The sequence below is a fragment of the uncultured Aquitalea sp. genome (assembly GCF_945957525.1).
GTDB lineage: Bacteria > Pseudomonadota > Gammaproteobacteria > Burkholderiales > Chromobacteriaceae > Aquitalea.
Genome location: NZ_CAMFLA010000002.1, coordinates 109,360 through 132,253, shown reverse-complemented (window position 1 = coordinate 132,253; position 22,894 = coordinate 109,360). Strand labels below are relative to the sequence as shown.

At 60.6% G+C, this 22,894-nt stretch carries 22 protein-coding genes; 12 read left to right on the top strand and 10 right to left on the bottom strand.

Features of this window, described 5'->3' with window-relative positions; translation table 11 throughout:
* The first annotated feature begins 56 nt into the window (after positions 1 to 56).
* The 5 genes from trxB to Q0P52_RS02375 all read left to right on the top strand — a co-directional run bounded on the left by trxB (position 57) and on the right by Q0P52_RS02375 (position 4,489).
* Positions 57 to 1,010, top strand: coding sequence for a thioredoxin-disulfide reductase (gene trxB / locus Q0P52_RS02395; RefSeq protein WP_293765507.1), 954 nt, complete (start codon positions 57 to 59; stop codon positions 1,008 to 1,010).
* Between the two features lie 5 nt (positions 1,011 to 1,015).
* Positions 1,016 to 1,666, top strand: a complete 651-nt coding sequence (locus Q0P52_RS02390; RefSeq protein ID WP_293765508.1) for a Smr/MutS family protein — start codon at positions 1,016 to 1,018, stop codon at positions 1,664 to 1,666.
* Positions 1,667 to 1,744: 78 nt separating this feature from the next.
* Complete coding sequence (locus tag Q0P52_RS02385; RefSeq protein WP_293765509.1) at positions 1,745 to 2,197, top strand: peroxiredoxin; 453 nt, start codon at positions 1,745 to 1,747, stop codon at positions 2,195 to 2,197.
* A gap of 52 nt (positions 2,198 to 2,249) precedes the next feature.
* Entirely contained in the window at positions 2,250 to 3,653 is a 1,404-nt protein-coding gene (locus Q0P52_RS02380) for a PhoH family protein (RefSeq protein ID WP_293765510.1), read from the top strand.
* Positions 3,653 to 4,489, top strand: coding sequence for an alpha/beta fold hydrolase (locus Q0P52_RS02375; RefSeq protein WP_293765511.1), 837 nt, complete (start codon positions 3,653 to 3,655; stop codon positions 4,487 to 4,489). Before Q0P52_RS02380 ends, Q0P52_RS02375 begins: the two co-directional genes overlap by 1 nt.
* A 66-nt stretch (positions 4,490 to 4,555) precedes the next feature.
* Here the strand turns inward: Q0P52_RS02375 and Q0P52_RS02370 are convergent, their stop codons facing one another.
* The 5 genes from Q0P52_RS02370 to Q0P52_RS02350 are packed head-to-tail and all read right to left on the bottom strand — an operon-like array spanning position 4,556 to position 10,437.
* Positions 4,556 to 5,575: a class I SAM-dependent methyltransferase gene (locus Q0P52_RS02370; protein ID WP_293765512.1), complete on the bottom strand. Its 1,020-nt coding sequence runs from the start codon at positions 5,573 to 5,575 to the stop codon at positions 4,556 to 4,558.
* Positions 5,576 to 5,626: 51 nt separating this feature from the next.
* Entirely contained in the window at positions 5,627 to 6,181 is a 555-nt protein-coding gene (locus Q0P52_RS02365) for a cob(I)yrinic acid a,c-diamide adenosyltransferase (protein ID WP_293765513.1), read from the bottom strand.
* A complete protein-coding gene (locus Q0P52_RS02360; protein WP_293765514.1) occupies positions 6,181 to 8,466 on the bottom strand; it encodes a hypothetical protein in 2,286 nt (761 codons plus the stop codon). The genes Q0P52_RS02365 and Q0P52_RS02360 overlap by 1 nt, the downstream gene beginning before the upstream one ends.
* Positions 8,463 to 8,885 (bottom strand): DNA polymerase III subunit chi, encoded by a 423-nt coding sequence (locus tag Q0P52_RS02355; RefSeq protein ID WP_293765515.1) that lies wholly within the window; start codon positions 8,883 to 8,885, stop codon positions 8,463 to 8,465. Before Q0P52_RS02355 ends, Q0P52_RS02360 begins: the two co-directional genes overlap by 4 nt.
* Complete coding sequence (locus Q0P52_RS02350) at positions 8,872 to 10,437, bottom strand: leucyl aminopeptidase (protein WP_293765516.1); 1,566 nt, start codon at positions 10,435 to 10,437, stop codon at positions 8,872 to 8,874. The genes Q0P52_RS02355 and Q0P52_RS02350 overlap by 14 nt, the downstream gene beginning before the upstream one ends.
* Before the next feature lie 205 nt (positions 10,438 to 10,642).
* On the opposite strand from Q0P52_RS02350, the gene lptF reads away from it, so the two are divergent.
* The 4 genes from lptF to Q0P52_RS02330 all read left to right on the top strand — a co-directional run bounded on the left by lptF (position 10,643) and on the right by Q0P52_RS02330 (position 15,910).
* A complete protein-coding gene (lptF, locus tag Q0P52_RS02345; RefSeq protein WP_293765517.1) occupies positions 10,643 to 11,749 on the top strand; it encodes an LPS export ABC transporter permease LptF in 1,107 nt (368 codons plus the stop codon).
* Positions 11,746 to 12,822 (top strand): LPS export ABC transporter permease LptG, encoded by a 1,077-nt coding sequence (gene lptG / locus Q0P52_RS02340; protein ID WP_293765518.1) that lies wholly within the window; start codon positions 11,746 to 11,748, stop codon positions 12,820 to 12,822. Before lptF ends, lptG begins: the two co-directional genes overlap by 4 nt.
* Before the next feature lies 1 nt (position 12,823).
* A complete protein-coding gene (locus tag Q0P52_RS02335; protein ID WP_293765519.1) occupies positions 12,824 to 15,394 on the top strand; it encodes a [protein-PII] uridylyltransferase in 2,571 nt (856 codons plus the stop codon).
* A 69-nt stretch (positions 15,395 to 15,463) separates the two neighbouring features.
* The gene (locus tag Q0P52_RS02330; RefSeq protein ID WP_293765520.1) at positions 15,464 to 15,910 is read left to right on the top strand and encodes a MaoC family dehydratase; all 447 of its coding nucleotides are present in this window, start codon (positions 15,464 to 15,466) and stop codon (positions 15,908 to 15,910) included.
* 65 nt (positions 15,911 to 15,975) lie between these two features.
* Here Q0P52_RS02330 and Q0P52_RS02325 read toward each other — a convergent pair whose 3' ends face one another.
* From Q0P52_RS02325 to Q0P52_RS02315, 3 genes are all read right to left on the bottom strand, one after another.
* Positions 15,976 to 17,586, bottom strand: a complete 1,611-nt coding sequence (locus Q0P52_RS02325; protein WP_293765521.1) for a PAS domain-containing methyl-accepting chemotaxis protein — start codon at positions 17,584 to 17,586, stop codon at positions 15,976 to 15,978.
* A gap of 174 nt (positions 17,587 to 17,760) precedes the next feature.
* On the bottom strand, positions 17,761 to 18,711 hold the full coding sequence (locus Q0P52_RS02320) for a GMP reductase (protein ID WP_293765522.1): 951 nt from the start codon (positions 18,709 to 18,711) through the stop codon (positions 17,761 to 17,763).
* A 178-nt stretch (positions 18,712 to 18,889) separates the two neighbouring features.
* On the bottom strand, positions 18,890 to 19,573 hold the full coding sequence (locus tag Q0P52_RS02315) for a ParA family protein (protein ID WP_293765523.1): 684 nt from the start codon (positions 19,571 to 19,573) through the stop codon (positions 18,890 to 18,892).
* A 130-nt stretch (positions 19,574 to 19,703) separates the two neighbouring features.
* On the opposite strand from Q0P52_RS02315, the gene Q0P52_RS02310 reads away from it, so the two are divergent.
* The gene (locus Q0P52_RS02310; protein ID WP_293765524.1) at positions 19,704 to 20,369 is read left to right on the top strand and encodes an HAD family phosphatase; all 666 of its coding nucleotides are present in this window, start codon (positions 19,704 to 19,706) and stop codon (positions 20,367 to 20,369) included.
* Between the two features lie 115 nt (positions 20,370 to 20,484).
* On the opposite strand, the gene Q0P52_RS02305 is transcribed toward Q0P52_RS02310, so the two are convergent.
* A complete protein-coding gene (locus Q0P52_RS02305; RefSeq protein WP_293765525.1) occupies positions 20,485 to 21,414 on the bottom strand; it encodes an exopolyphosphatase in 930 nt (309 codons plus the stop codon).
* Between the two features lie 117 nt (positions 21,415 to 21,531).
* Positions 21,532 to 22,134, bottom strand: coding sequence for a YigZ family protein (locus tag Q0P52_RS02300; RefSeq protein WP_293765526.1), 603 nt, complete (start codon positions 22,132 to 22,134; stop codon positions 21,532 to 21,534).
* A 123-nt stretch (positions 22,135 to 22,257) separates the two neighbouring features.
* On the opposite strand from Q0P52_RS02300, the gene Q0P52_RS02295 reads away from it, so the two are divergent.
* Together Q0P52_RS02295 and Q0P52_RS02290 are read left to right on the top strand one after the other, a co-directional pair.
* On the top strand, positions 22,258 to 22,386 hold the full coding sequence (locus Q0P52_RS02295) for a hypothetical protein (protein WP_293765527.1): 129 nt from the start codon (positions 22,258 to 22,260) through the stop codon (positions 22,384 to 22,386).
* A gap of 82 nt (positions 22,387 to 22,468) precedes the next feature.
* The gene (locus tag Q0P52_RS02290) at positions 22,469 to 22,894 is read left to right on the top strand and encodes an NfeD family protein (protein ID WP_293765528.1); all 426 of its coding nucleotides are present in this window, start codon (positions 22,469 to 22,471) and stop codon (positions 22,892 to 22,894) included.

Genomic DNA, 22,894 nt, shown 5'->3' with positions numbered 1-22,894 from the left:
TGTCATGGCAATGCTGCTAAAATGAGCGCTCAAACGACCAAAACAGGAACAACACGATGAGCGACACCCGTCACAGCCCCCTCCTGATTCTCGGTTCCGGTCCAGCCGGCTACACCGCCGCCGTTTACGCCGCCCGCGCCAACCTCAAGCCGGTTCTGATCACCGGCCTTGCGCAAGGCGGTCAACTGATGACCACTACTGAAGTGGACAACTGGCCGGCCGACGCCAACGGCGTGATGGGCCCGGAGCTCATGCAGCGTTTCCAGCAACACGCCGAACGCTTCGGCACGGAAATGATCTTCGATCACATCCATACCACCCACCTGCACGAAAAGCCCATTCGCCTTGTGGGCGATGCCGGCGAGTACACCTGCGACGCGCTGATCATCGCCACCGGCGCCTCCGCCAAGTACTTGGGCATTCCCTCTGAGCAAGCCTTCTCTGGCAAGGGCGTTTCCGCTTGCGCCACTTGCGACGGTTTCTTCTACCGCAATCAGGACGTCGCAGTCGTGGGCGGCGGCAACACAGCCGTGGAAGAAGCACTGTACCTGGCCAACATCGCCCGTCACGTCACCGTGATTCATCGCCGCGACAGCTTCCGCGCCGAGAAAATCATGGTGGACAAGCTGATGGCTCGCGTGGCCGAAGGCAAGATCACCCTCAAGCTGAATGCCAACCTGGATGAAGTACTGGGCGACGACAGCGGCGTGACCGGCGCGCGCATCAAGCTCAATGACGGCACCACCGAAGACATCAAGCTGATGGGCGTCTTCATCGCCATCGGTCACCAGCCCAATACCGACATCTTCAAGGGACAGCTGGAAATGGACGCCACGGGTTACCTGATCACCAAAGGCGGTCGCGAAGGCAATGCTACCCTGACCAGCGTGGAAGGCGTGTTCGCCGCTGGCGATGTGCAGGACCACATCTACCGTCAGGCTGTTACCAGCGCCGCCTCCGGTTGTCAGGCTGCGCTCGATGCCGAGCGCTATCTCGACAGCCTGAAGTAAGTCTCTTGAAAACCTTCAAGGACTCTTTGAAGGTCATCCGCGGGCAGGTGCGCGACAGCGCGCCCGCCCGGTCTTCGGCCAACCTTGCCGCAGCGAAACAGCAAGAAGCGGAACCGGATTTCCGGCTACTCTTCAGCGACGTCAAACCGCTGCGCGCCACCGCACGCCATCACCCCGCCCCGCCCCGCCCCAGCCCTCACCCCAAGCACCGGCACGCAACCTCTCCCATGTCGGAACTGACCGAGGATGAAGTCTGGCGGCACATGATCGGCCTGTTCGAACCCATCGAGCAGCAGGCTCAATTCACCCGCCCAGGCATACCCGCACAAACCTTGCGCAAGCTTCGCACCGGCAACTGGCCGGTGGGCGCGCAGCTGGACCTCCACGGCATGGACAGGCATCAGGCGCAAGAAGCGCTAGCCTTGTTTCTGCATCGCGCCCGTCATCGGGGGCCCTGCCTGCGGATCATTCATGGCAAAGGGTTTGGCTCCAACGGGCAGCCCATACTGAAAAAGCTGGTGCGCTCCTGGCTCAGTCATCACCCCGAGGTACTGGCCTACTGCCAGGCCGATGAAACCATGGGCGGCGACGGAGCCTTGCTGGTGCTCATCCGCAGGCATCAGAGCCAGCCGGCCGACATGAGGGATGGCGGATGACAAGGACGGATTTTTTCCGCTAAGCTGAAGGCAAGGCGGATGCACTCCAACAACATCAACCACGCACAGGAGTCATGCATGTCAGGCAATCTCTGCCCCGACTTCACTTTGCCCGCCACTTCGGGCAAAACTTTCACCTTGTCCAGCGCCGCCAAACCGCTGGTCATCTACTTCTACCCCAAAGACAACACACCTGGCTGCACCAACGAAAGCATGGCGTTTCGCGATCTTTACGCCGACTTCGCCGCTGCCGGCGCAGACGTAGTGGGTGTGTCCCGCGACAGCCTGAAGTCCCACGAAAACTTCAAAGCCAAGCTGGAACTGCCGTTTGAACTGCTGTCCGATTCGGAGGAAACTGTTTGTAACCTCCTCGCTGTCATCAAGATGAAAAATATGTACGGCAAACAGGTAAGGGGCATAGAGCGAAGCACATTCGTCATCGGCGCCGACGGAAAGGTGGCGCGGGAATGGCGAGGCGTGAAAGTGCCCGGTCACGCAGAAGAAGTGCTCGCCTTCGTCAAAACTCTCTAAACGCAGACGCCCGGCCCTGTCGCCGGGTCCTGCACTGATCAAGGGGTCCATCATGGTAAGCCGCAAAAAGAGCAAGGCCACCAAGTTGTTTGTTCTGGATACCAACGTTCTGTTGCACGACCCTACCTGTCTGTACCGCTTTGAAGAACACGATGTGTTCATCCCCATCATCACCCTGGAAGAACTGGACACCCACAAGAAGGGCATGTCCGAAGTGGCCCGCAATGCGCGTCAGGCCAGCCGCTTCCTTGATGACATCATCAGTGGCGCGGAAGAGAAAATCGACGAGGGCATCTCCCTCAAGAGCGCCAGCCGCGACGCCGCCGTCGGCAAGCTGATTCTGCAGACACAAGCCATTCACAGCGTGCTGCCGCCTTCTTTGCCCGTTGGCAAGGCGGACAACCAGATCCTCGGCATCGTAATGGCGCTGCAAGATCTTTACGCCGGCCGCGCCGTGATTCTGGTGTCCAAAGACATCAATATGCGCATCAAGGCGCGCGCGCTGGGCCTGGCTGCTGAAGACTACTTCAACGACAAGGTACTGGAAGACTCCGACCTGCTGTACACCGGCACGCGCGAAATCGACAGTGCGTTCTGGGACCGCAACGGCAAGGACATAACATCCTGGCAGGAGCAAGGCCGCACCTATTACAAGATCAAGGGTCCGGACGTAGTCAATCTGCACGTCAACCAGATGATCTGGCAGGAAGGCCCGCAGCCCCTGCAGGCGCGAGTCATCCAGGTGGAAGGCAAGACTGCCGTCCTGCAAACGCTGAAAGATTACAGCCACCAGAAGAACAATGTCTGGGGCATCACCGCGCGCAATCGCGAACAGAATTTCGCCCTCAACCTGCTGATGGATCCGGAAGTAGACTTCATCACGCTGCTGGGGCAAGCGGGCACCGGCAAGACACTGCTGACGCTGGCTGCCGGCCTGGCGATGACGCTGGAGCAAAAGCATTACTCCGAAATCATCATGACCCGCGTTACCGTACCCGTGGGCGAAGATATCGGCTTTCTGCCAGGCACCGAAGAAGAGAAAATGGCCCCTTGGATGGGCGCTCTGGAAGACAACCTCGACGTGCTCAACAAGAGCGACGACGATGGCGGCGACTGGGGCCGGGCCGCCACCCGCGATCTGGTTCGCTCTCGCATCAAGGTGAAATCGCTCAACTTCATGCGCGGCCGCACCTTCCTCAACAAGTACCTGATCATCGACGAGGCGCAGAACCTGACGCCCAAACAGATGAAAACACTGATCACCCGCGCTGGCCCTGGCACCAAGGTGGTGTGTCTGGGCAATATCTCGCAAATCGACACGCCGTATCTGACCGAAGGCAGCTCCGGCCTGACTTACGTGGTGGACCGCTTCAAGGGTTGGGAGCACTCCGGCCACATCACCTTGCAGCGCGGCGAACGCTCGCGGCTGGCGGACCACGCCGGCGAGGTGCTGTAATGCAGCCACGCCTCGAGTTGTTGCACGAGGCGGCCAAAGGGGTGGCGCGCGAATCGCCACCCCTTTTGTTCGTCCATGGCGCTTTTTGCGCAGCCTGGTGCTGGCAGCGCCACTTCATGCCCTGGTTTGCCGAACGCGGCTTTGACTGCTGGGCCCTCAGCCTGGAAGGCCACGGCGACAGTGACGGCCATCAGTACCTGGCGGCAGTCAGCATCGACGACTACGTGCGCAATCTTGGCGCCGCGGTAAAGCGCTTGCGCGCCGCGCCCATCATGATCGGCCACTCCATGGGCGGCTTTGTGCTGCAACAGTATCTGACCCATCATCGCCTGCCCGCAGCGGCTTTTCTCGCCTCGGTGCCGCCCAACGGACTGGCTTCCTCCAGCCTGCGCCTGATGGCGCAGGCTCCGGCCATGCTGCTGGGGCTGAACCTTTACCAGCAAGGCCGCTACGACCCGGCGGCGGAAGAGCTGCGGGAAATGCTGCTATCCCCCGACGCGCCGGACGATACCGTTGACTACCTCATGCAGCACTGCCAGCAAGAAAGCCAACGCGCGGTGATGGACATGACACTGGTGAATCCGCTTGGCATTCGCGCCATCGCGCCACTCCCCACGCTGGTGCTGGGCGCGGCGGACGACGCGCTGATTTCGCCGCAGGATGTCGTAGCCACCGCTGAGCGCCTGGATGTGAGCGCGGAAATTCTGCCGCACATGGGTCACATGATGATGCTGGACACCCACTGGGATAAAACCGCCTCGCGCTTGCTGGCGTGGCTGGAAACGCTGGATTGCATCGGCGCCGGTACCGAGGAAGAAACACTGATCGCGCACTAAACCCATATTATTCGCCCCCAGCATGACAAAGCCCGCTTGCGCGGGCTTTGTCATGCATGTGCTGGTTTAGAAGGACAATCCTGTTGCTCCGCGCCTGCGGCGGAACACGCCAAAAATCTTGTAGCCCACCCCCCGCCGCCACATTGCCTCAGCAGTCAACGGCTCGTCGCCGCCCATCGCTTGCCATGCAGCCGCCACCCGCGCCGCATCATGCGCTTGTACGCGATCCAGTTCGCTGATGTAGGTTTCCAAGCGCAGACAGTCAAAACCCGCACCATCCATCAACCGTTGCAGGGAGACTGGCGTAAAGTAGCTCCAGTGCCCATGACAGTAATTGTTGTTGCCGGCCTGCTCGATCTGCAACAGCAGGCTATGCTGATTAGGCACCTGCACCAACAACAGGCCGCCATCTCTCAGACAGTCCGTCATCGCCGACATAGCTTGTCGTGGCTCAGGCAGGTGCTCCAGCACATCCAGCAGCACCACCACGTCCTGATCTCGCCAGCCTGCCGGCAAATCCTGCGGAAAACACCCCTGAGCCACGTTCAACCCACGCTCGCGACACACGGCTACCGCCGTGGCGCCAAGTTCGATGCCCACAGCTTGCCATCCCCGGCTTGCCGCTTCGGCCAACAAGGCGCCGTTGGAGCAACCAACGTCCAGCAAACGTCGTCCCGGCGCGGCAAACTGCTCCAGCACCGACACAATGTATTCGGACTTTTTCTTTTCCAGAAACGCGTAAGCTTCATTGGCTTTCAGGGCCTGGTTGGCCTGACTGGACTGGCTATGCCGATAACGGGCGCGCTCGGCCTCAGGCAGGATCACCTCGCGACTGTAGATAAAGTCGCAAGCAGCGCAGCGCATGATATGCATGCCGTGCGCCACAAACAGCTCGGTCGCGCTTGCGGAAGGCTGATCGCACATCGGACAGCTGCGCTGCGCGCTGACGCCGGGCAAGAATTCGCCGGTCTCATCCAACAACAGCGAAAAGTCCGCCTTTTCCGCCCCCCGCAAGGCTTGGTTGCTGTCACGCAACGCCTCGCGAATCCAGGGGTAAGAGGCTGCGTCGAAGTCGGCACGATTCATGACAAGACCATCAGTTCAGTAAAGACTGAGCAGCAAGCACAGCGCACAGACTCAGGCATCCCGACGATGCGGCTGCCACAGCACGTCCGGGCGACCCAGATGCTTGTTGAGATGTCGCGCCAGCACAAACAGCGCGTCCGATAGCCGGTTTAGGTACTGACGCGCCGCCTGGGTGACTTCCGCCTCTCGCGCGGCCGCCACGACAGAGCGCTCCGCTCTGCGGCAGACCGAGCGCGCCTGATGGGACAAGGCAGCCTGCCGGCTGCCGCCGGGCAGGATGAACTCTTTGAGCATGGGCAGGTGTTCATTCATTTCGCCAACCCAGGTCTCAAGCATGGCTACATGGTTTTCTTTCAAGGCTTCGTAGCCGGGCACAGCCAGCTCGGAGCCCAGATCGAACAGATCATGCTGTACGGCAAGCAGGCGGTCGGACACGTCAGCCGGCAAGTCTTCTGCCAACAAGAGACCCACCACGGAGTTGAGCTCGTCAACATCGCCCAAGGCTTGAATGCGCAAGGAGTCCTTGCCGACGCGACTACCGTCGCCAAGACCGGTGCTGCCATCGTCGCCGGTGCGCGTAACGATGCGCGAAAGCCTGTGACCCATTAGTGCTTACCTTCCCTTTTATCCTGTTCATCCTGTTGCTCGCGGCCCAGCGCGATGATGGCCTGTCGCAGGCTCTCCCGCAGCGTGTCGCCAAACAACATGTCGTAATCTTCCTTGAGCTGCTGCATCACGCCGGACAGCATGCTCTTGGCCTGCATTTCCAGCGCGTCCTGCAACCACAATGTCAGCTCCACCTTCATGCGCGGCAGCAGTTTTTCATACATGGCATCCACCAGCGCCTTTTCGTCCACCACTGCAATGGTGTGATCCTGCGACTGCGGCTGCATCATCTGCGCTGAAGTCGCTTGGGAACTCATAGCGGAAACGCTCAGCACGGAAACACCCTTGCGCGCCGTATCCGTTTGCACAACAGCGTCCTGACCAGCCACCTGGGCCACGCCAGCTGCCGCCAGCGCCATCGCGCCCCCGGCCAGCACACCTGCCTCCAGCGCAAACGGCTCGTCCACATGGTCGCTTGCCGCCTCTTCAGTCAGTATCGGCAAGGCTTGCGGCTCGGGCTCATCGATTTCGGCCAACATGGCTTGCGGGGTGGCCGGTGCCTCAACCTCAGCCGGTGCGTCTTGCGGCACAAGCTCTACGGCAGCGTCCAGCGCCGGTTCCTCGCTCAGTACCGGTAACGCATCCGGTGTTGCGGCAACCGGCAAGGCATGCTCAGGCTCAAGTGGGCTTGACGCCTGCAAGGCAGCCGCACGCTCGCTAGCGAAAGGCGATTCGCCAAACAAGGTATCCACTTGCATCGACACGGGAGCAGGCGGCGCAGCCTCGGCTTCTGTCTCAGCCTCGTTTTCACGCCCCACTTCATGCGCGGCAGGCCACTCCTCGCTGGCGCGCATCTCCTCCGCGACAGGCGCAGCCGCATCCAGATGAGGCGGATGCAATAGTTGCGGCGACGGCGCACTCAGGCTATCCGGTACGCGACGCTCCAGACCAGTTTGCGGCAGGCCTTCTTGCAAAGGGTCTTCGGTTTCGCTTTGGTGATCCACCTCACTGGCCGGCGTCCATTCATCTTCATCTGGCGCATCGACCGCGGGGACGGGTGTCATACCCTTCCGCTCTTCGGCCAACGTCGCCTCAGCAGCACGCAGCACCTCGTCCAGCGGGTGATGCAGCACCGGCTCGGCGGACGTGGGCGCTTCCGCCTCGTATGCCGCGGCCAGTCCCAAACCACCGCCAAGCACACCGGTGGGCAGACTGTCCAAGGAGATATGCTCGATGGCTGCGGGCATATCCGAAACGCCGGCATCAAAAGCATGCTCCAGCGTCGGCAAGTCGCCGGCAACGGCGTGAGACTCCGAAAAGGCATGACTTTCCGGCACAAGCTGCGCGGTTTCGGCGGCGGGCTGGCGCCCTGCCACGACCTCCGGCGGCTCGCCTGCCGCGGCTTGAGGCGGCAATACTGATTCCGCCTCGTGCGCCTCAAGCGACAAGACAGGCAATGCCTCTTCCGGCGTAGAGGCCGCAGCCTCAGGCATCTCCGCGGCAAAACCGGCAGAGGCCAGCTCGTGCGCCGCCTCATGGCTTGCCTCAACATGCGGCAGCGACAAGACATTATCCGGTGCAGGCCAAACAGCATCGCCAGGCTCCGCGTCGGCCAGCAAGTGATTTACCGCCTCCTCCGGCGGCACATCGCCTTGCAGCGCGTTGAGGCTGGAAAGCAACTGATCCAGGCCGTCCGCCACATTGGATTCGCCGGCCACATGATGCACCAACTCTACCGGCGCGGCAGCAGCAGGCTCAGCGGGCGCGTCCCAGCTAACTTGCATGCCGGCGAAGGAGTCCGTCTGCCCAGGCTCTTCGTCCAACGTGAATTCAAAACCATCTACCGCCACCGCCGGCATTTCCGGCAGCGACTGTGCAATCGCTACCGGCGCGGGCGGCTGAAACAGCGCCGTTGCGGGAGGCTCCGCCCGCACGGGCTTGCCCAGGTCCGGCAGCACATCGTCCAGGGTCAGCTCACCGGCCACCGGCACGGAAAGGTCCAGTGAGGGCAAGGTGCCCAGATCGAGCGCGCCCGGCGACGGCGGACTGACATCCAGATCTTCCAGCGTCAGTTCGGGGATTTCCAGCTCAGCCATGCCGGTTTCAGGCACGGCAACGCTTTGCTGCAGGGCATCCAGCTCGCTGGAGAAGTCAAACTCGGGCACATCCAGAGCCTCTTCGCTCAACGTGGGGACGTGCGTCTCGTCCACCACATCGCTCAGCACGGGGAGGTCCAGATCGTCCCAGGAAGGCAGATCAGGCTTGGGCGACTCGGTCATGGTCACTTTTGGCTCATGTCATGGTGTTGAATGTCATACCCGCGGGACCGGTATTCGCGAAATCGCTCCCGCGCCACGGCGAGGGAGTGTTCATCGTTACCGACGATTTCCAGAATACGAGAAAAATGGTCCGGGTTGGCGGGTAATTTTGACCCCAGATTCAGCAGCACGGGATGCTGCAGGTCAACCGGCAGGGACGCCGTCAGCCAAATAAGCGTCTCATCTGCTTCGGCAGCGCCCAGGCGGCAATGGGCGATGAAAGCGGTATCGTCCATGCACCACAACCGGTTGCTGAAAGTGTCGAGCGCCCGCTCGTCGTCCAGCCAGACCAGCAGGCGCTCTTTTTTGCGAAACACCGTGGCGGACAGCCGGCAGGCGAAGTCCTGCGGCTGCGCCACATTGGTGTAAAAATCAATCCGCGTCATCTTCCACCGCTTCCGGGGCCTCGCGACGCGGGCGACCGCGACGTACCACATTGCCCAGGGCGATGTCGGCGCGGTCTTGCAAGAATTGCACCAGCAACGGCACCGGCCTACCGGTAGCGCCCTTGTCCTTGCCGCTCTTCCAGGCCGTGCCGGCGATGTCCAGATGCGCCCAGTCATACGCCTTGGCAAAGCGCGACAGGAAGCAGGCTGCGGTGATGCTGCCGCCCGGGCGACCACCGATATTGGCCATGTCGGCAAACGGGCTCTTCAGCAGCTCTTGGTATTCGTCCCACAGGGGCATGTGCCAAGCGCGGTCGGCCACTTCCTCGCCGGCGGCGAGTAGTTCGCGCGCCAGGCTGTCCTGATTGCTGTACAGGCCGGTGGCGATATGACCCAAGGCGATGACGCAGGCGCCGGTAAGGGTGGCGACGTCAATCACGGTGCTGGGACTGAAGCGTTCGGCAAACGTCAACGCGTCGCACAGGATCAGACGACCTTCGGCATCGGTATTGAGCACTTCGATGGTCTGGCCCGACATGCTGGTCACGATATCGCCCGGCTTGACGGCATTGCCGGCCGGCATGTTTTCGCAGGCGGGCACGATGGCCACCAGATTGATCGGCAGTTTCATCTCCGCCACGGCCCGGAACGCGCCCAAGACCGAGGCCGCGCCGCACATGTCGTACTTCATTTCATCCATGCCTTCGCCCGGCTTGAGGGAAATGCCGCCGGAATCAAAGGTAATGCCCTTGCCCACCAGGGCGATGGGTTTGTCGTTCTTGTCTTTCGCGCCCTGATACTTGAGCGCGATCAGCCGTGGTTCCTGCACGCTGCCCCGCGCGACGGACAGGAAAGAACCCATGCCAAGCTCTTCGATCTGGGCGCGATCATACACTTCGAGACCGACGCCGAAGGCCTCGGCGATGCGGCCAGCCTCTTCGGCAAGATAGGTGGGGGTGCAGACATTCGGCGGCAGGTTGCCAAGATCCTTGGCCAGCTTCATGCCGTTGCCGATGGCCAGCCCGCGCAGCAGACCCTTCTCGCCATCAGCCAAGTCGCTGCGACGGGGCACTGCCAGCGTCAGTTTGCGCGGCTCTTTGGCCTGATCGTCGCTCTTGCTCTTGAAGCGGTCAAAGCGATACAGCACATCCAGCGTTACCACGGTGGCCTGCTCGATCATCCATTCCACGTCATGCTTCTTGACCGTGAGTTCGGACAGATAGCTGACTGCCTCCGTGGCGGAGGTTTGCGTGAGGGCGCGCACCGAGCTGCGTACCGCCTCGCGGTATTCCTTGGCGCGGAAGTCGCGTTCCTTGCCCAAGCCCACCAGCATGACGCGATCGCACAGGGCATGCGGCACCGAATGCAGGGTCAGCGTACTGCCCAGTTTGCCTTCCATGTCGCCGCGGCGAATGACGTCGCTGATGAAGCCGTTGGAGATGCGATCCAGCAGGTCGGCGGCGAAAGTGAGCTTGCGCGATTCATAGACGCCGACGATGACGCAGGCGACGCGCTGCTTTTCCGGGCTGCCGCTTTTTATGTTAAATTCCATCTTGTACTCCCGTGTAGTGCGAGTGTCTGTTTTTCCGCTTCCCGACAGGCCTGCAACCCTGCAGGCTATTGGCTGGAATGCCCTGCTTTCCGATGGCGAAGACAGAAAGTGTGTCTATCCCGAAATTTGCCAAAACCGGCGTTTCAGAGTTATCAAATCAAATTATCGCTACGCAAGTCATAAAAAGTCAAAAAGGCACAGATAAATGGTTTTTCGTAAAAGCCTGACCCGAGAATTGACTTTTACCGCGTTGGGCGTGTTCGTCGTGCTCCTCGCCATCATTCTCTCGACTCAGGCCATCAACCTGCTCGGCCGCGCCGCCGAAGGACAGGTCGCCAACGAGGCGGTCACCGCGCTGATCGGCTTCTGGGCGCTCGGCCTCTTTCCCCTGCTGATGATTCTCACGGTATTTGTCAGCGTCATGGTGGTAATGACCCGTCTGTGGCGGGATCATGAGATGGCCGTATGGCTGTCCTCCGGCCTCGCGCTCAAGGACTGGGTGTGGCCTGTGATGCGCTTCACCATCCCGCTGGCCGTGCTGGTAGCCTGCATTTCGCTGTTCGTCGCCCCTTGGGCGGAGCAGCGCAGCCAGGCTTATGCGGAAATCATCAAGCGCCGTGAGGAAATTTCCGCCATCTCGCCCGGCGTATTCAAGGAATCCGCCTCCTCCAGCAAGGTGTACTTCATCGAGGACTACAGCGGCGAGCATGGCGCGGCCACCAATATCTTCATGCAGGACATGACCGAGGGCAAGCTGGCCACCATCTTCGCCAAGCGCGGCTACATCACCGCCAACCAGGACAACGAGCGCGTGCTGGTGCTGGAAGACGGCAAGCGCTATGTGGGCGAGCCCGGCCAGGCAGACTACGAAGTTGGCAGCTTCAAGCGCTACACGGTCCTGATTGGCGGCAGCCAAAAGCTGGTGGCGCCGGCCACCAATCGCCAAGCCTTGCCCACGTCGGTATTGCTGGCCAGCAAAGACCCGTCGCACAAATCAGAACTGGCCTGGCGCCTATCCATGCCGCTGAGCTGCATCCTGCTGGCGCTGCTAGCCATTCCCCTGTCCTATTTCAATCCGCGCAGCGGTCATACCTACAACCTGATCGCCGCACTCATGGGATTCTTCCTGTACCAGAACACGCTAACCTTGGTACGCAACTGGATTTTGCAAGGCAAAGTACCCATGGCCAGCATTCTGCTGGTGCACGCCATCGTACTGGCGATTGCCCTCTTCCTGCTGAAATACCGCGACAAACCCGCGGCCAACTTCTCCACCACCATGAAATCGTTGTTGCGAGGCGCTGACCGATGAAACTGATCTATCGCTACATCATCAGCGCGCTCAGCCAGTCCACCCTGTTCACCCTTGCCGCGCTACTGGGCCTGTACGGCTTCTTCGACATCATTCGCGAAGTGCCTGACCTCAACCAGGGCAGCTACAACATCAGCAAAATGCTGGGTTACATCCTGCTGCAGGCCCCGGCGCATGCCTATGAACTGATGCCGCTGGCTGTGCTGATCGGCGGCATGGTGGCCATGACCCAACTGGCCACCAGCAGCGAATACACTGTTATCCGCACCTGCGGCATCACGCTGTGGCAGATTGCCCGCACCCTGCTGATTTTCGGCACCGGCTTTGCCGCATTGACCATCACACTGGGCGAGTTCGTCAGCCCTTACACCCTGCAACAGGCCGAGCGCATGAAGCTGTCCGCTATGCACTCCATGGTGGCGCAAGAGTTCCGCTCCGGCATCTGGGTGAAGGACAACAACAACATCATCAATGTGCATGAGATGCTACCCGACAGCACCCTGCTGGGCGTGCGCATCTATACCTACGACGAGAGCTTTACCCTGACGCAGACAAGGTTGGCCGAACGCGGCGTTTTCAACCGCGACACCAAAACCTGGAAGCTGGACAACGTCAAGGAAACCCATCTCTATGCCGATCGGATGGAAAGCGCGCGCCGCGATCATTACGAGTGGAAATCCATCATCGAGCCGGACATTCTCAATGTGCTGCTGGTGGTGCCGGAGCAAATGTCCGCACTCAGCCTGATCAAGTACATCGACCACCTTAAAGCCAACAAACAGCAAACCCAGCGCTACGACATCGCCCTGTGGAGCAAACTGTTTTATCCGCTGGCCTGCGTTTCCATGGCGCTGGTGGCGCTGGCGTTCACGCCACAGCAGCGCCGGCATGGCCAGCTTGGCGTTCGCCTGTTCTCCGGCATTTGCCTTGGCGTCGGCTTTCACTTCGTCAACCGTCTGTTCGGACACCTCGGGCTGCTCTACAGCTGGAACGCCGTACTGTCCGCCACCCTGCCGACCCTGATTTTCCTCTTTGCCGGCATCGCCATCATCCTCAAACAGGAAAGACGCTGACATGGACGCCGCCGCTGCCGACTCCGCCGCCGCGCTGCGCAAGCAGCTGACACAACGCCGCCAGGAGCTGGCTGCGAGGTATCAGTCAGAGCGCAATCCGCAAGACTACCTGCAACAGCACAGCGAAGCGGTGGACGAGTTGCTGCAGACCCTGTGGCGAGAGGCGGCGCTGGGCGATCAGGCCAGCCTGATCGCCGTCGGCGGCTATGGCCGGGGCCAGCTCTTCCCCAGCTCCGATATCGACCTTCTGGTGTTGCTGCCTGAAAACGCCCCGGCTTTCCTGCAGGAGTCGGTCGCCGCGCTGATTGGCCGCATGTGGGACATCGGGCTGGAGGTCGGCCACAGCGTGCGCTCCGCATCAGAATGCCTGACCGAAGCAGCCAAAGACATCACCATTGAAACCAACCTGCTGGAAAACCGTCTCATCGCCGGTGCGGTTCTCCCCTGGCAAAACCTGATCCGGCAACTTGACTGCCAGCGCGACCCGGTAGCCTTTTACGAAGGCAAGACACTGGAGCAACAGCAACGCCATACCAAACACTTTGGCGTCACCAACAACCTTGAACCCAACATCAAGGAAAGCCCCGGCGGCCTGCGCGATCTGCACACCATTCTCTGGATCAGCAAAGCCATCGGCCTGGGCGACGACTGGAACGCCCTGGCGGAGCGCGGTATTCTCACCCACGCCGAAGCACGTCTGATCCGCCATAGCGACCGCCAGCTGCAGCGCTTGCGCATCGACTTGCACATTCTGGCCCGTCGCCGCGAAGACAGACTGATTTTCGATCTGCAACAACAGATGGGCAAAGCCTGGGGTCTTGAAGACACACCCGCCAAACGCGCCAGCGAACAAGTGATGCAGCTGTATTTCCGTGCGGCGAAAACTGTCAGCCAGCTCAACGGCATCCTGCTGCCCAACCTGCGCGGCCGCTTGTACTCGCAAGTGCCGCGCATTACGCAAAACCTCAACGACAATTTCTACTCGGTCAACGGCATGCTCGGCATCCGCAGGCCCGACGTGTTCGAAACCCAGCCTTCGGCCATCCTTGAAGCCTTTTTGATGCTGCAGCGCCATCCAGACCTCACCGGATTTGCGCCACGCATGCTGCGTGCCCTCTGGCATGCCCGCAGCCATATCAACGAGCGCTTCCGCAAGGACCCGGAAAACCGCCGCCTTTTCATGCAGATGCTGCGCGAACCCGGCCTGACTCGCTGCCTGCGCCGCATGAATTTGTACGGCGTGCTGGGCAAGTACCTGCCCGGCTTCGGCCGCATCATCGGCCAGATGCAGCACGATCTGTTTCATGTCTATACCGTGGACGAGCACATCCTGATGGTGGTGCGCAATCTGCGCCGCTTCGCCATCAGCGCCTTCAATCACGAATACCCCTTCCTGTCGCGCCTGATCAATGACTTCGAGCGCCCGGAAGTACTATACGTGGCGGGCCTGTTTCACGACATCGCCAAAGGCCGGGGCGGCGACCACTCCCAACTGGGCAAGGCCGATGCGCGCGAATTTTGCGAACAGCACGAGTTGTCGGCCGAAGACACCGAACTGGTGGTGTGGCTGGTGGGCGAACATCTCACCATGTCCAGCATTGCCCAAAAGCAGGACATCTACGACCCGGACACCATCCAGCGCTTCGCCGAACTGACCCGCACGCCGCGTCGCCTCGCCGCCCTGTACCTGCTGACGGTAGCCGATATTCGCGGCACCAGCCCCAAAGTGTGGAATGCCTGGAAAGCCAAGTTGCTGGAAGACCTCTACCACGCCACGCTGCGCTTCCTGTTGCGCGGCGGTGAAGTGGATCTGAACTCGGAACTGGAAGAACGCAAATCGCAGGCCTTGAGCCTGCTGCGCCTTTACGCCGTGCCTGAAGGGGTGGAGCAGCGCCTGTGGTCGCAGCTCGACACCGTGTACTTCCTGCGGCACGAAGCCAAGGAAATCGCCTGGCACGCGCGCATCCTCAACCGTTTCGTCAATGTGGACGCGCCCATGGTGCGCGCACGCCTGTCGGATGATCGCGAAGGCATCCAGGTGCTGGTCTACACGCCGGACCGGCCGGAACTGTTTGCCCGCATCTGCGTCTTTTTCGGCCGCACCAATTACAGCATCGCCGACGCGCGGGTCTACACCACTCGGCATGGCTACGCGCTGGATACCTTCCATGTATTCGTGCCCGAGCATCATGACGGCGACTATCGCGACATGATCAATTTCATCGAGTTCGAACTGGCTGAATGCCTCAAACAGGAAGCGCCCATCGCCATGCCGGGCAACGGCCGCATCAGCCGGCACCTGAAGCACTTCCCGATAGCCCCGCAGGTGCTCATTCGCCCGGACGATCGCGACAACTTCTTTGTGCTGTCCATCGTGGCCGGCGACCGCCCCGGCCTGCTGGCCCGCATCGCCAAAGTACTGGCCGATTATCAATTGAGCGTGCAATCCGCCAAGATCATGACGCTGGGCAGCCGCGTGGAAGACTCCTTCCTGATTTCAGGCCCGCGCTTGAAAGACGACAAGACCGTACTGGCGCTGGAGGCCGATCTCATCACCGCCCTCAGGCTGTGAGCGTCAAAGACTTTGACCTGAAACCGCACCAACGGTAGGCTGGCGTTTTGTCATTACGTTGACGTCACCATGCTCTATTTCGAAGACCTCACCCCGGGCCGGCGCTTTAGCACCGGCAGCGTTACTGTCAGCGAGGCGGACATCATCGGTTTCGCGCAGCAGTACGACCCCCAACCCTTCCATACCGACCCGGAAGCAGCCCGCCACACCTTCTTCGACGGTCTGGCGGCCTCCGGCTGGCACACCAGCAGCCTCACCATGCGCCTGGTCGTGGAAAGCGAGCTCTCCACCGTAGCCAACGGCCTGATCGGCATGGGCATCGACAAGATGCGCTGGCCGCGCCCAACCCGCCCCGGCGACACGCTGACAGCGGAACTCACCGTACTGGATCAGCGCCGCTCCGGCAGCAGACCGGATTTTGGCGTAGTGCGATTCAGCTGGACCACCGTCAACCAGCACGGCGAGACAGTGATGGCGCTGGAAACCTCCATTTGGGTCGCCTGCCGGCCAGCCTGAAACCTCTTGTCGCAAAAAATGGGCATGGCCGCAAGACCATGCCCTTCTCGACTCGGCTCCGCACCTCAGTTGCGCGTGCTCCACTTGCGGAAATCTTCCGTGAGATGCTCCAGATCCAGCGCCGTATCCGCCAAATGACGTGCGCTCTCGCCCACGGAGTGAGTGGTTTCCTGATTTTGTTCCGACAGGGCGTTCAGTTGCTCAAGCGCGGCAGCCATCACATTGATGGAGTCGGACTTGCTGCTCATCTCCTGCGCCAGTTCTTCCGCCTGTCGGCTGGAAGACTGCGCGGCTTCGATCAGCCCCTGCAGGTTGGCCGAAGACAGGCCGATCTGACCATTCACCTCGCCCACCTCGGTCACCGTAGCATCCATGCTGCCCACCGCGGTCTGGGTGATGCGGCCGATTTCCGCCACGATGCCGCCAATGGAGTCCGTGGTGTTGGTAGTGCGTTCGGCCAACTTGCGCACTTCGTCCGCCACCACGGCAAAGCCGCGCCCCATCTCACCGGCCCGGGCCGCTTCGATAGCGGCGTTGAGCGCCAGCAGATTGGTCTGATCGGCGATTTCACGAATCAGCGTGGTCATGGTGCGGATGCGACTCATCGCTTCGTCCAGTTCGGCCATCGCATTGCGCGATTCGGTGACCACTCCCACCGCGCGCTCTGCCGCATGCGTGGCGGCATTCATGGTTTCCCTACCCTCCTGCGCCACACGCTGAGTGGCGGCGGAGTCTTGCAGGTTGCGTTCGGCCAACTTCACCACTTCTTGCACTGCAATGCTGAGCGACTCCATATTGACGCTGATCTGATCCAGCCCGTGACGCTGCTCTCCCGTGCGCACCGCCAGAGAATGCATGTCAATGCGGAGCGCCTCCGCTTGCTTGTGGGTTTCGCCGCCGGCGCGAATCACATCGGCGATGGTGGCACGAAAATGAATGCGCATCGCTTCCAGCGAGGCCAACACCTGGCCAATCAAGCCGCCCTCTCGCACCAGCACGGCATGGTCCAGCCGGCCTTCCCGCAAATCCAGAAACCGGTCATTCAGCACATGCATGGCCTTACACACCCGCACCCAGCCCCAAACACCGGCACCCAGCGCCAGCGCACTGCCAGCCATGCCGACAATCTCGCGCAACGGCTGCATGGTATCGGGCAAGAACAGCGCGCCCATCGCCAGCACGCTGCCGGCGCCAGCCAGCCAAGGGGCGATCTTCAGCACATCCGAACGACTGGCATAGCTTTTCAGCGTTGACGGCACAGTGGCGCGCTTGTCGCGAATGGCAGCGTAAAGCGCCTCCGCCCCCTGGACTTCGGCACGTTCCGGTGCGGATCGCACCGACATGTAGCCCACAATGCGACCATGCTCGCTGATCGGGGTAACATAAGCCTCCACCCAATAAAAATCGCCGTTCTTGGCGCGATTTTTCACCAGCCCGCGCCATGGTTTGCCAGTTTTGATGGTGTCCCACAAATCGGCGAAAGCCTCTGGCGGCATGTCCGGATGGCGCACGATATTATGGTTTTTGCCCAGCAGCTCCGCCTCTTCGAAGCCGCTGATGTCGATGAAGGCCCGGTTGGCATAGGTAATGGCGCCCTTCACATCGGTTTTGGTAACGATGGGATTGACCGGGTCGACCATGCGCTCTGTAGTGGTGACAGGCAGATTGATCTTCATCTGATATATTTTCTTATAAAGTTTTTAATTATTTAAAAGCAAATACAAATCCCGTCATTCTAACAAGCTTTCACTGACTTCATCATAGACATTCCGCGGCCAGCGCAAGCCTTTGACTCCGGCAAATGAAAAACCCGCCGCAGCGGGTTTTTCTTGTCTGTCAGCCCAGATGGCTTAACGATGCACCTGAATCATCTGCACGGCGCGCAAGGCGGTCAGATCGCGACCGCCTGCATAGCTGACGGACGATTGCAGATCTTCCTTCAACTCGCGCAGCAATTTGCCAATGCTGCCTTTGTACTCCACCAGGATTTTCTTGCCTTCCACATTGACATAAGCCCCCTTGTTGAACTGGGAGGCGCTGCCAAAGTACTCCTTGTAGTGCTTGCCATTGATTTCTACGATTTCGCCCGCCGACTCGTCGTAACCCGCAAACAGCGAGCCCGCCATGATCATGCTGGCGCCGCAAGCGATGGCCTTGGCCATGTCGCCATGCTCCACGATGCCGCCATCGGCGATCACCGGCACGCTGACTGCAGAGGCACAGTCGCGCACAGTGGAGATCATCGGGCGATGAAAGCCGGTCTTGTTCTTGGTGATGCAGACGCGACCGCCGGCAATGCCGGCCTTGATGGCGTCGCAACCCCAGTTTTCCAGATCGCGGGCCGCTTCTGCCGTGGCCACGTTGCCGCCAATCAGGAAGCTGCCGGGGAAGGTTTGCTTGATGTGCTTGATCATGCGCTCGGCCTTGACGCACCAGGCATTGGCGATATCCAGCGTGATGTATTCCGGCGTGAGGCCCGCGGCCTTGAGCGCATTGAGTTGCTCATGCGTATCTTCGTTGACGCCCACGCTGATGGAAGCAAACAAGCCCTTGGACTGCATGTCCGCGGTAAACGCGGCGGCGTCCACATTGAAGCGATGCATGGTGTAGAACCACCCCAGACGAGCAAAAGCCTCGCAGGTTTCGGCGGACACCACGGATTTCATATTGGAAGGATAGATGGGCATGTCGAAACGACGAGGCCCGAATTGCACCGAGGTATCGCACTCCTTGCGACTATCCACGATGGTTTTCTTGGGGACGAGGTAAACATCGCCATAGTTGAGTTCGGTGTTGATCATGCGGTAATTCCTTCGGACGGATTCATTAAGAAAACACAGGGGCCCCAAATAAACGCGGGAGCCGTATAGGCTCCCGTGTGCAGTGGTACCTGCGTCGCCCGTCCGGGCCGCACGCAATTACGGATACAAGCTACGCTGCAACTATCTTCGCGTCAAGCATTATTTCTTCACATGAAGATTATTTATCAAACCAACACTCCGGGTCTTTGCCGGAATCTGCCGCGACGGCTGTGGCGGCCGGCTCGCCCAACCAGTGCAAAATGGGCTTCCAGGCCTCGCGATCCTTGGCCGTGCGGGAGGCGGGCAAATCAAACAGGGTCATACCGTTGGCGGCAGCCTGCACATACAGCTGAGTGTCGCGCAGCCAACTGAGCACCGGCACATCGTGACTTTCAAGAAAACGTTCCAGCTCCTTGGCCGAGCGGGTGCGCGGATCCACCCGCATGCCCACTACCGCCATGAAAACCTTGTTCTTGCGCACGGCCTTTTCCGCCAGCAGCTGCTCGAAAAACTCTCCGCTCGCCCACATGTCGAAGGGAGACGGCTGAATCGGCACCAGAATGCGCTCCACACGGGACACCAGCGCCGCCAGCTTTTTGCCGTGCAAACCAGCCCCGCTGTCGAGAATCACCATCTCGGTGCCCTTGGGCGGTTTGGCCGGCGCGCCGGGCTCTATCTCCCAGCCAACGATGGGCGGCAAGGCCGCGTCTCTTTCGGCCAACCACCTGAGTGAGGATTGTTGACGATCAACGTCGCCCAACATGACCTTGCGGCCGGAACTGGCAAAGTACCCGGCGAGATTAGTCGCCAAAGTAGATTTGCCGCTGCCCCCCTTGGGGTTGGCTACTAACACGGACTGCACGCAGACTCTCCATCGAGCGTAGGACGACCCACTATACCAGAGCGAGGCGACGCCGGGCCGGCAGCCGGCAATTTATCTGGCATACTGCTTCACCACACACTGCGGCTGCAGCCGTACACAAGGACAAGCCATGCAAGCACCCTTCACCGCCCTGTTGTTTGATATGGACGGCCTGATGATCGACACCGAAAGCGTTAGCGGCGATGCCTGGCGCCTGGCGGCCGAGGAAGTCGGCCAACCCATCGACGAGGCGCTCATCCTCGGTATGGTGGGCCTGTCCGTACACAAGTGCGTGGATTTCATTGCCGGGCACTTTCAGGATCGCTCCCTCGCTGAAACGCTGAGCGCAAGCTGCCGGCGCCATTATCGCCGCCTGCTCGCTCATGGCGAATTACGCGTGAAACCCGGCATTTTCGATGTGTTGCAATGGGCGGAAGACACCGTTTTGCCGCGGGCGGTAGCCACCTCCACCCAGCGCGAATTGTGCGACCTGAAGCTGGCGCGCACCGGGCTGCAGCGCTTCTTCCGCCATACCGTGGCCGGCGACGAGGTTGCCAACACCAAACCCGCGCCGGACATCTATCTGGCCGCGGCGGCCTTGCTGGATGTGGCGCCCGCGCAATGCGTCGTACTGGAAGACTCGGTATATGGCGTGCGCGCGGCGCAAGCGGCCGGCATGCGCGTCATCATGGTGCCGGACATCCTCACTCCCACCAGCGAAGACAGCGCCGGCACCCTGGCGGTCTGTCGCGATCTGCACGAAGCCTTGCCGCTGCTGAAACAGTTGCGCGGCTGAACCTTCACCGGACTGGCGCAGGCTGCCGGAGAAGCCACAAGCAAGCCGCTTGCGCAAAACAAAAAGGTTGGCCGAAGCGATTGCTTCGGCCAACCTTTTGTCAGGCAGGACAGGCTCAGCCTTGCGCGCGGATACGGGAAATCAATTCGTCGCGAATGTCTTCGTACTGATCGAGATTGACCTGACAGGTACCGGCCGCCTCGTGACCACCCCCGCCGTACTGCAGCATCAGTGCGCCGACATTGGTGCGCGAGGAGCGATCGATAATGGATTTGCCGCAGGCAAAGACAATATTTTGCCGGTTTAGCCCCCACATCATGTGGATGGAGATATTGCACTCCGGAAACAGGGCATAAATCAAGAAGCGGTTGGCCGGGTAGATGGTTTCCTCGCGCAGCAGATTGAGCAGCACCAGATTGCCATACACCTTGGCGCAGCGCTCAATCTGCTCTTTGGCCTGCACCTGGTATTCCGAATACAGATCCACCCGCTCTTTCACGTCCGGCAGGGCCAGGATTTCATCAATGCTGTGATCCCGGCAGTACCGAATCAGGTCCATCATCAACTGATAGTTGCTGACAGTGAAGTTCTTGAATCGCCCAAGCCCAGTGCGGGCATCCATCAAGTAGTTAAGCAGCACCCAGCCTTCCGGATTCAGGATTTCCTCGCGGGAAAACTGCGCAGAATCGGCCTTGTCCACCGCGGCCATCATTTCATCGCTGATTCTGGGGAAGGTTTTCTTGCCGCCGTAATAGTCGTACACCACCCGCGCCGCCGACGGCGCAGCGGGGTCGATGATGTGATTGTCCTGCTGCTTGTTGCGCAGGGTTTCGGACAGATGGTGATCAAACGCCAGATGCACGCCCGGCACATAAGGCAGATTGGTGGTAATGTCGCGATCACTGATCTCCACCTTGCCGTCCTGCATATCCTTGGGATGCACGAATTTGATGTCGTTCACCAGGCCCAACTCGTTGAGCAGGACCGCGCACACCAGTCCGTCGAAATCGCTGCGCGTCACCAGTCGAAATTGCTGCTGCGACATAAACCTCTCCCCTGTTTGCCCGTTGTAGCCGGAAAGCAGACGTCAAAGCGTCGCACGTCCCGGAGTTGCATTCTTGATAGTCGGTATTGAACGCCGCAGCCAGCGAAGCGCTGATCTTCAGCCGCCCCCGACAGTTGCATCCGTCATGAAATATACATCACCCGCCATCAGGTCGCGCAAGCGGCTTGTGGCGCTATCAATCGCATCCGCCGGCAACTGCAGGGTGAGCACCACATCCTCGCCGTACCGCGCGCCCAGCACAACGACATCCGCGTCGGCGCAATGCCTTCTCAGACGGGACTCTTCGGCAAACCCCGTCCGCGCCTCGATCACCGCCATCAGCACCACCGGCTGCAAAACGGCTTGCGTCAGCGCCTCGTTCACTGCTTGGGTATAGGCCCGCACCAGCCCGCCGGCACCCAGCTTCACGCCGCCAAAATACCGCACGACCACGGCCAACACATTCACCAGCGACTTGTGCGACAGTACGTTGTACATCGGCCTGGCTGCTGTGCCGGAGGGCTCTCCGTCGTCGTCCAGCATACTATCCCCCTGCGTGAGCAAAACGCTACAGTAGTGCCGGGCGTCGGGGTAGCGCTCGCGCAGGGCCTGCAAATGCGCCATGGCCTGCTGGCGGTTTTCCACCGGGTAGAGATAGGCGAGAAAGCGGCTTTTCTTGATATCGATTTCCGCCTTGCAGGGCGCTGCCAATTGATACATGCAAGCTGTCACACAATTCTTATATACCGGCCTGCATGGTAAACCTTTTGCCTCGCGCCACACAGGACAAAAGCCGCTGCGCGGTCTAGTCTGAAATCATCACCCACCACAGGAGCGACAATCATGACGCTCTTTCTCGTCTCGGCAACGCTGATTGCAGAAACCCTCTGGCTGGTGCTGGACAAATTCTGGCTCGCCCCGGAAGCGTCCGCCCGCCTGTCGCACTATCTGCCCGATATCGACCACACCTAAAACCAGCGCCGGCACCGGCCTTCCTTGCCGCGCGCGGCCGACTACCGCACAATATTCCGGTTGTCATGACAGGATTACCCACTTGACCCTCGTCACATGGTTTGTCGGCGCGCTGTTCGCATTGATCGCCGAGTTCATGACCGGCACATTCTATTTGCTGGTGGTAGCGCTGGCTTTATCCATTGGCGGCCTCGCCGCGCTGATCGGGCTGAGCGACATCCCTCAATTCATTGCCGCCAGCATCGCTGGCGCGGCGGGTGTTTGCCTTGTGTCCTGGTGGAAACGACGACGGCTCCCATCCCCCTCTGCGGAACTTGACGACCCGGATATCGGACAAAGCGTGCGCGTTCTGCGACGCGACGCTACCGGCCTGTTGCGCGTCCACTATCGCGGCACGGAATGGGACGCACGCTTCGGCCATGATGCGCCCGACGCCGAACAGGGCTGGATCATCCGCCGCGACGGCAACCTTTTCATTCTCAGCACCCAGCCTCCGGAGAGACGCTAG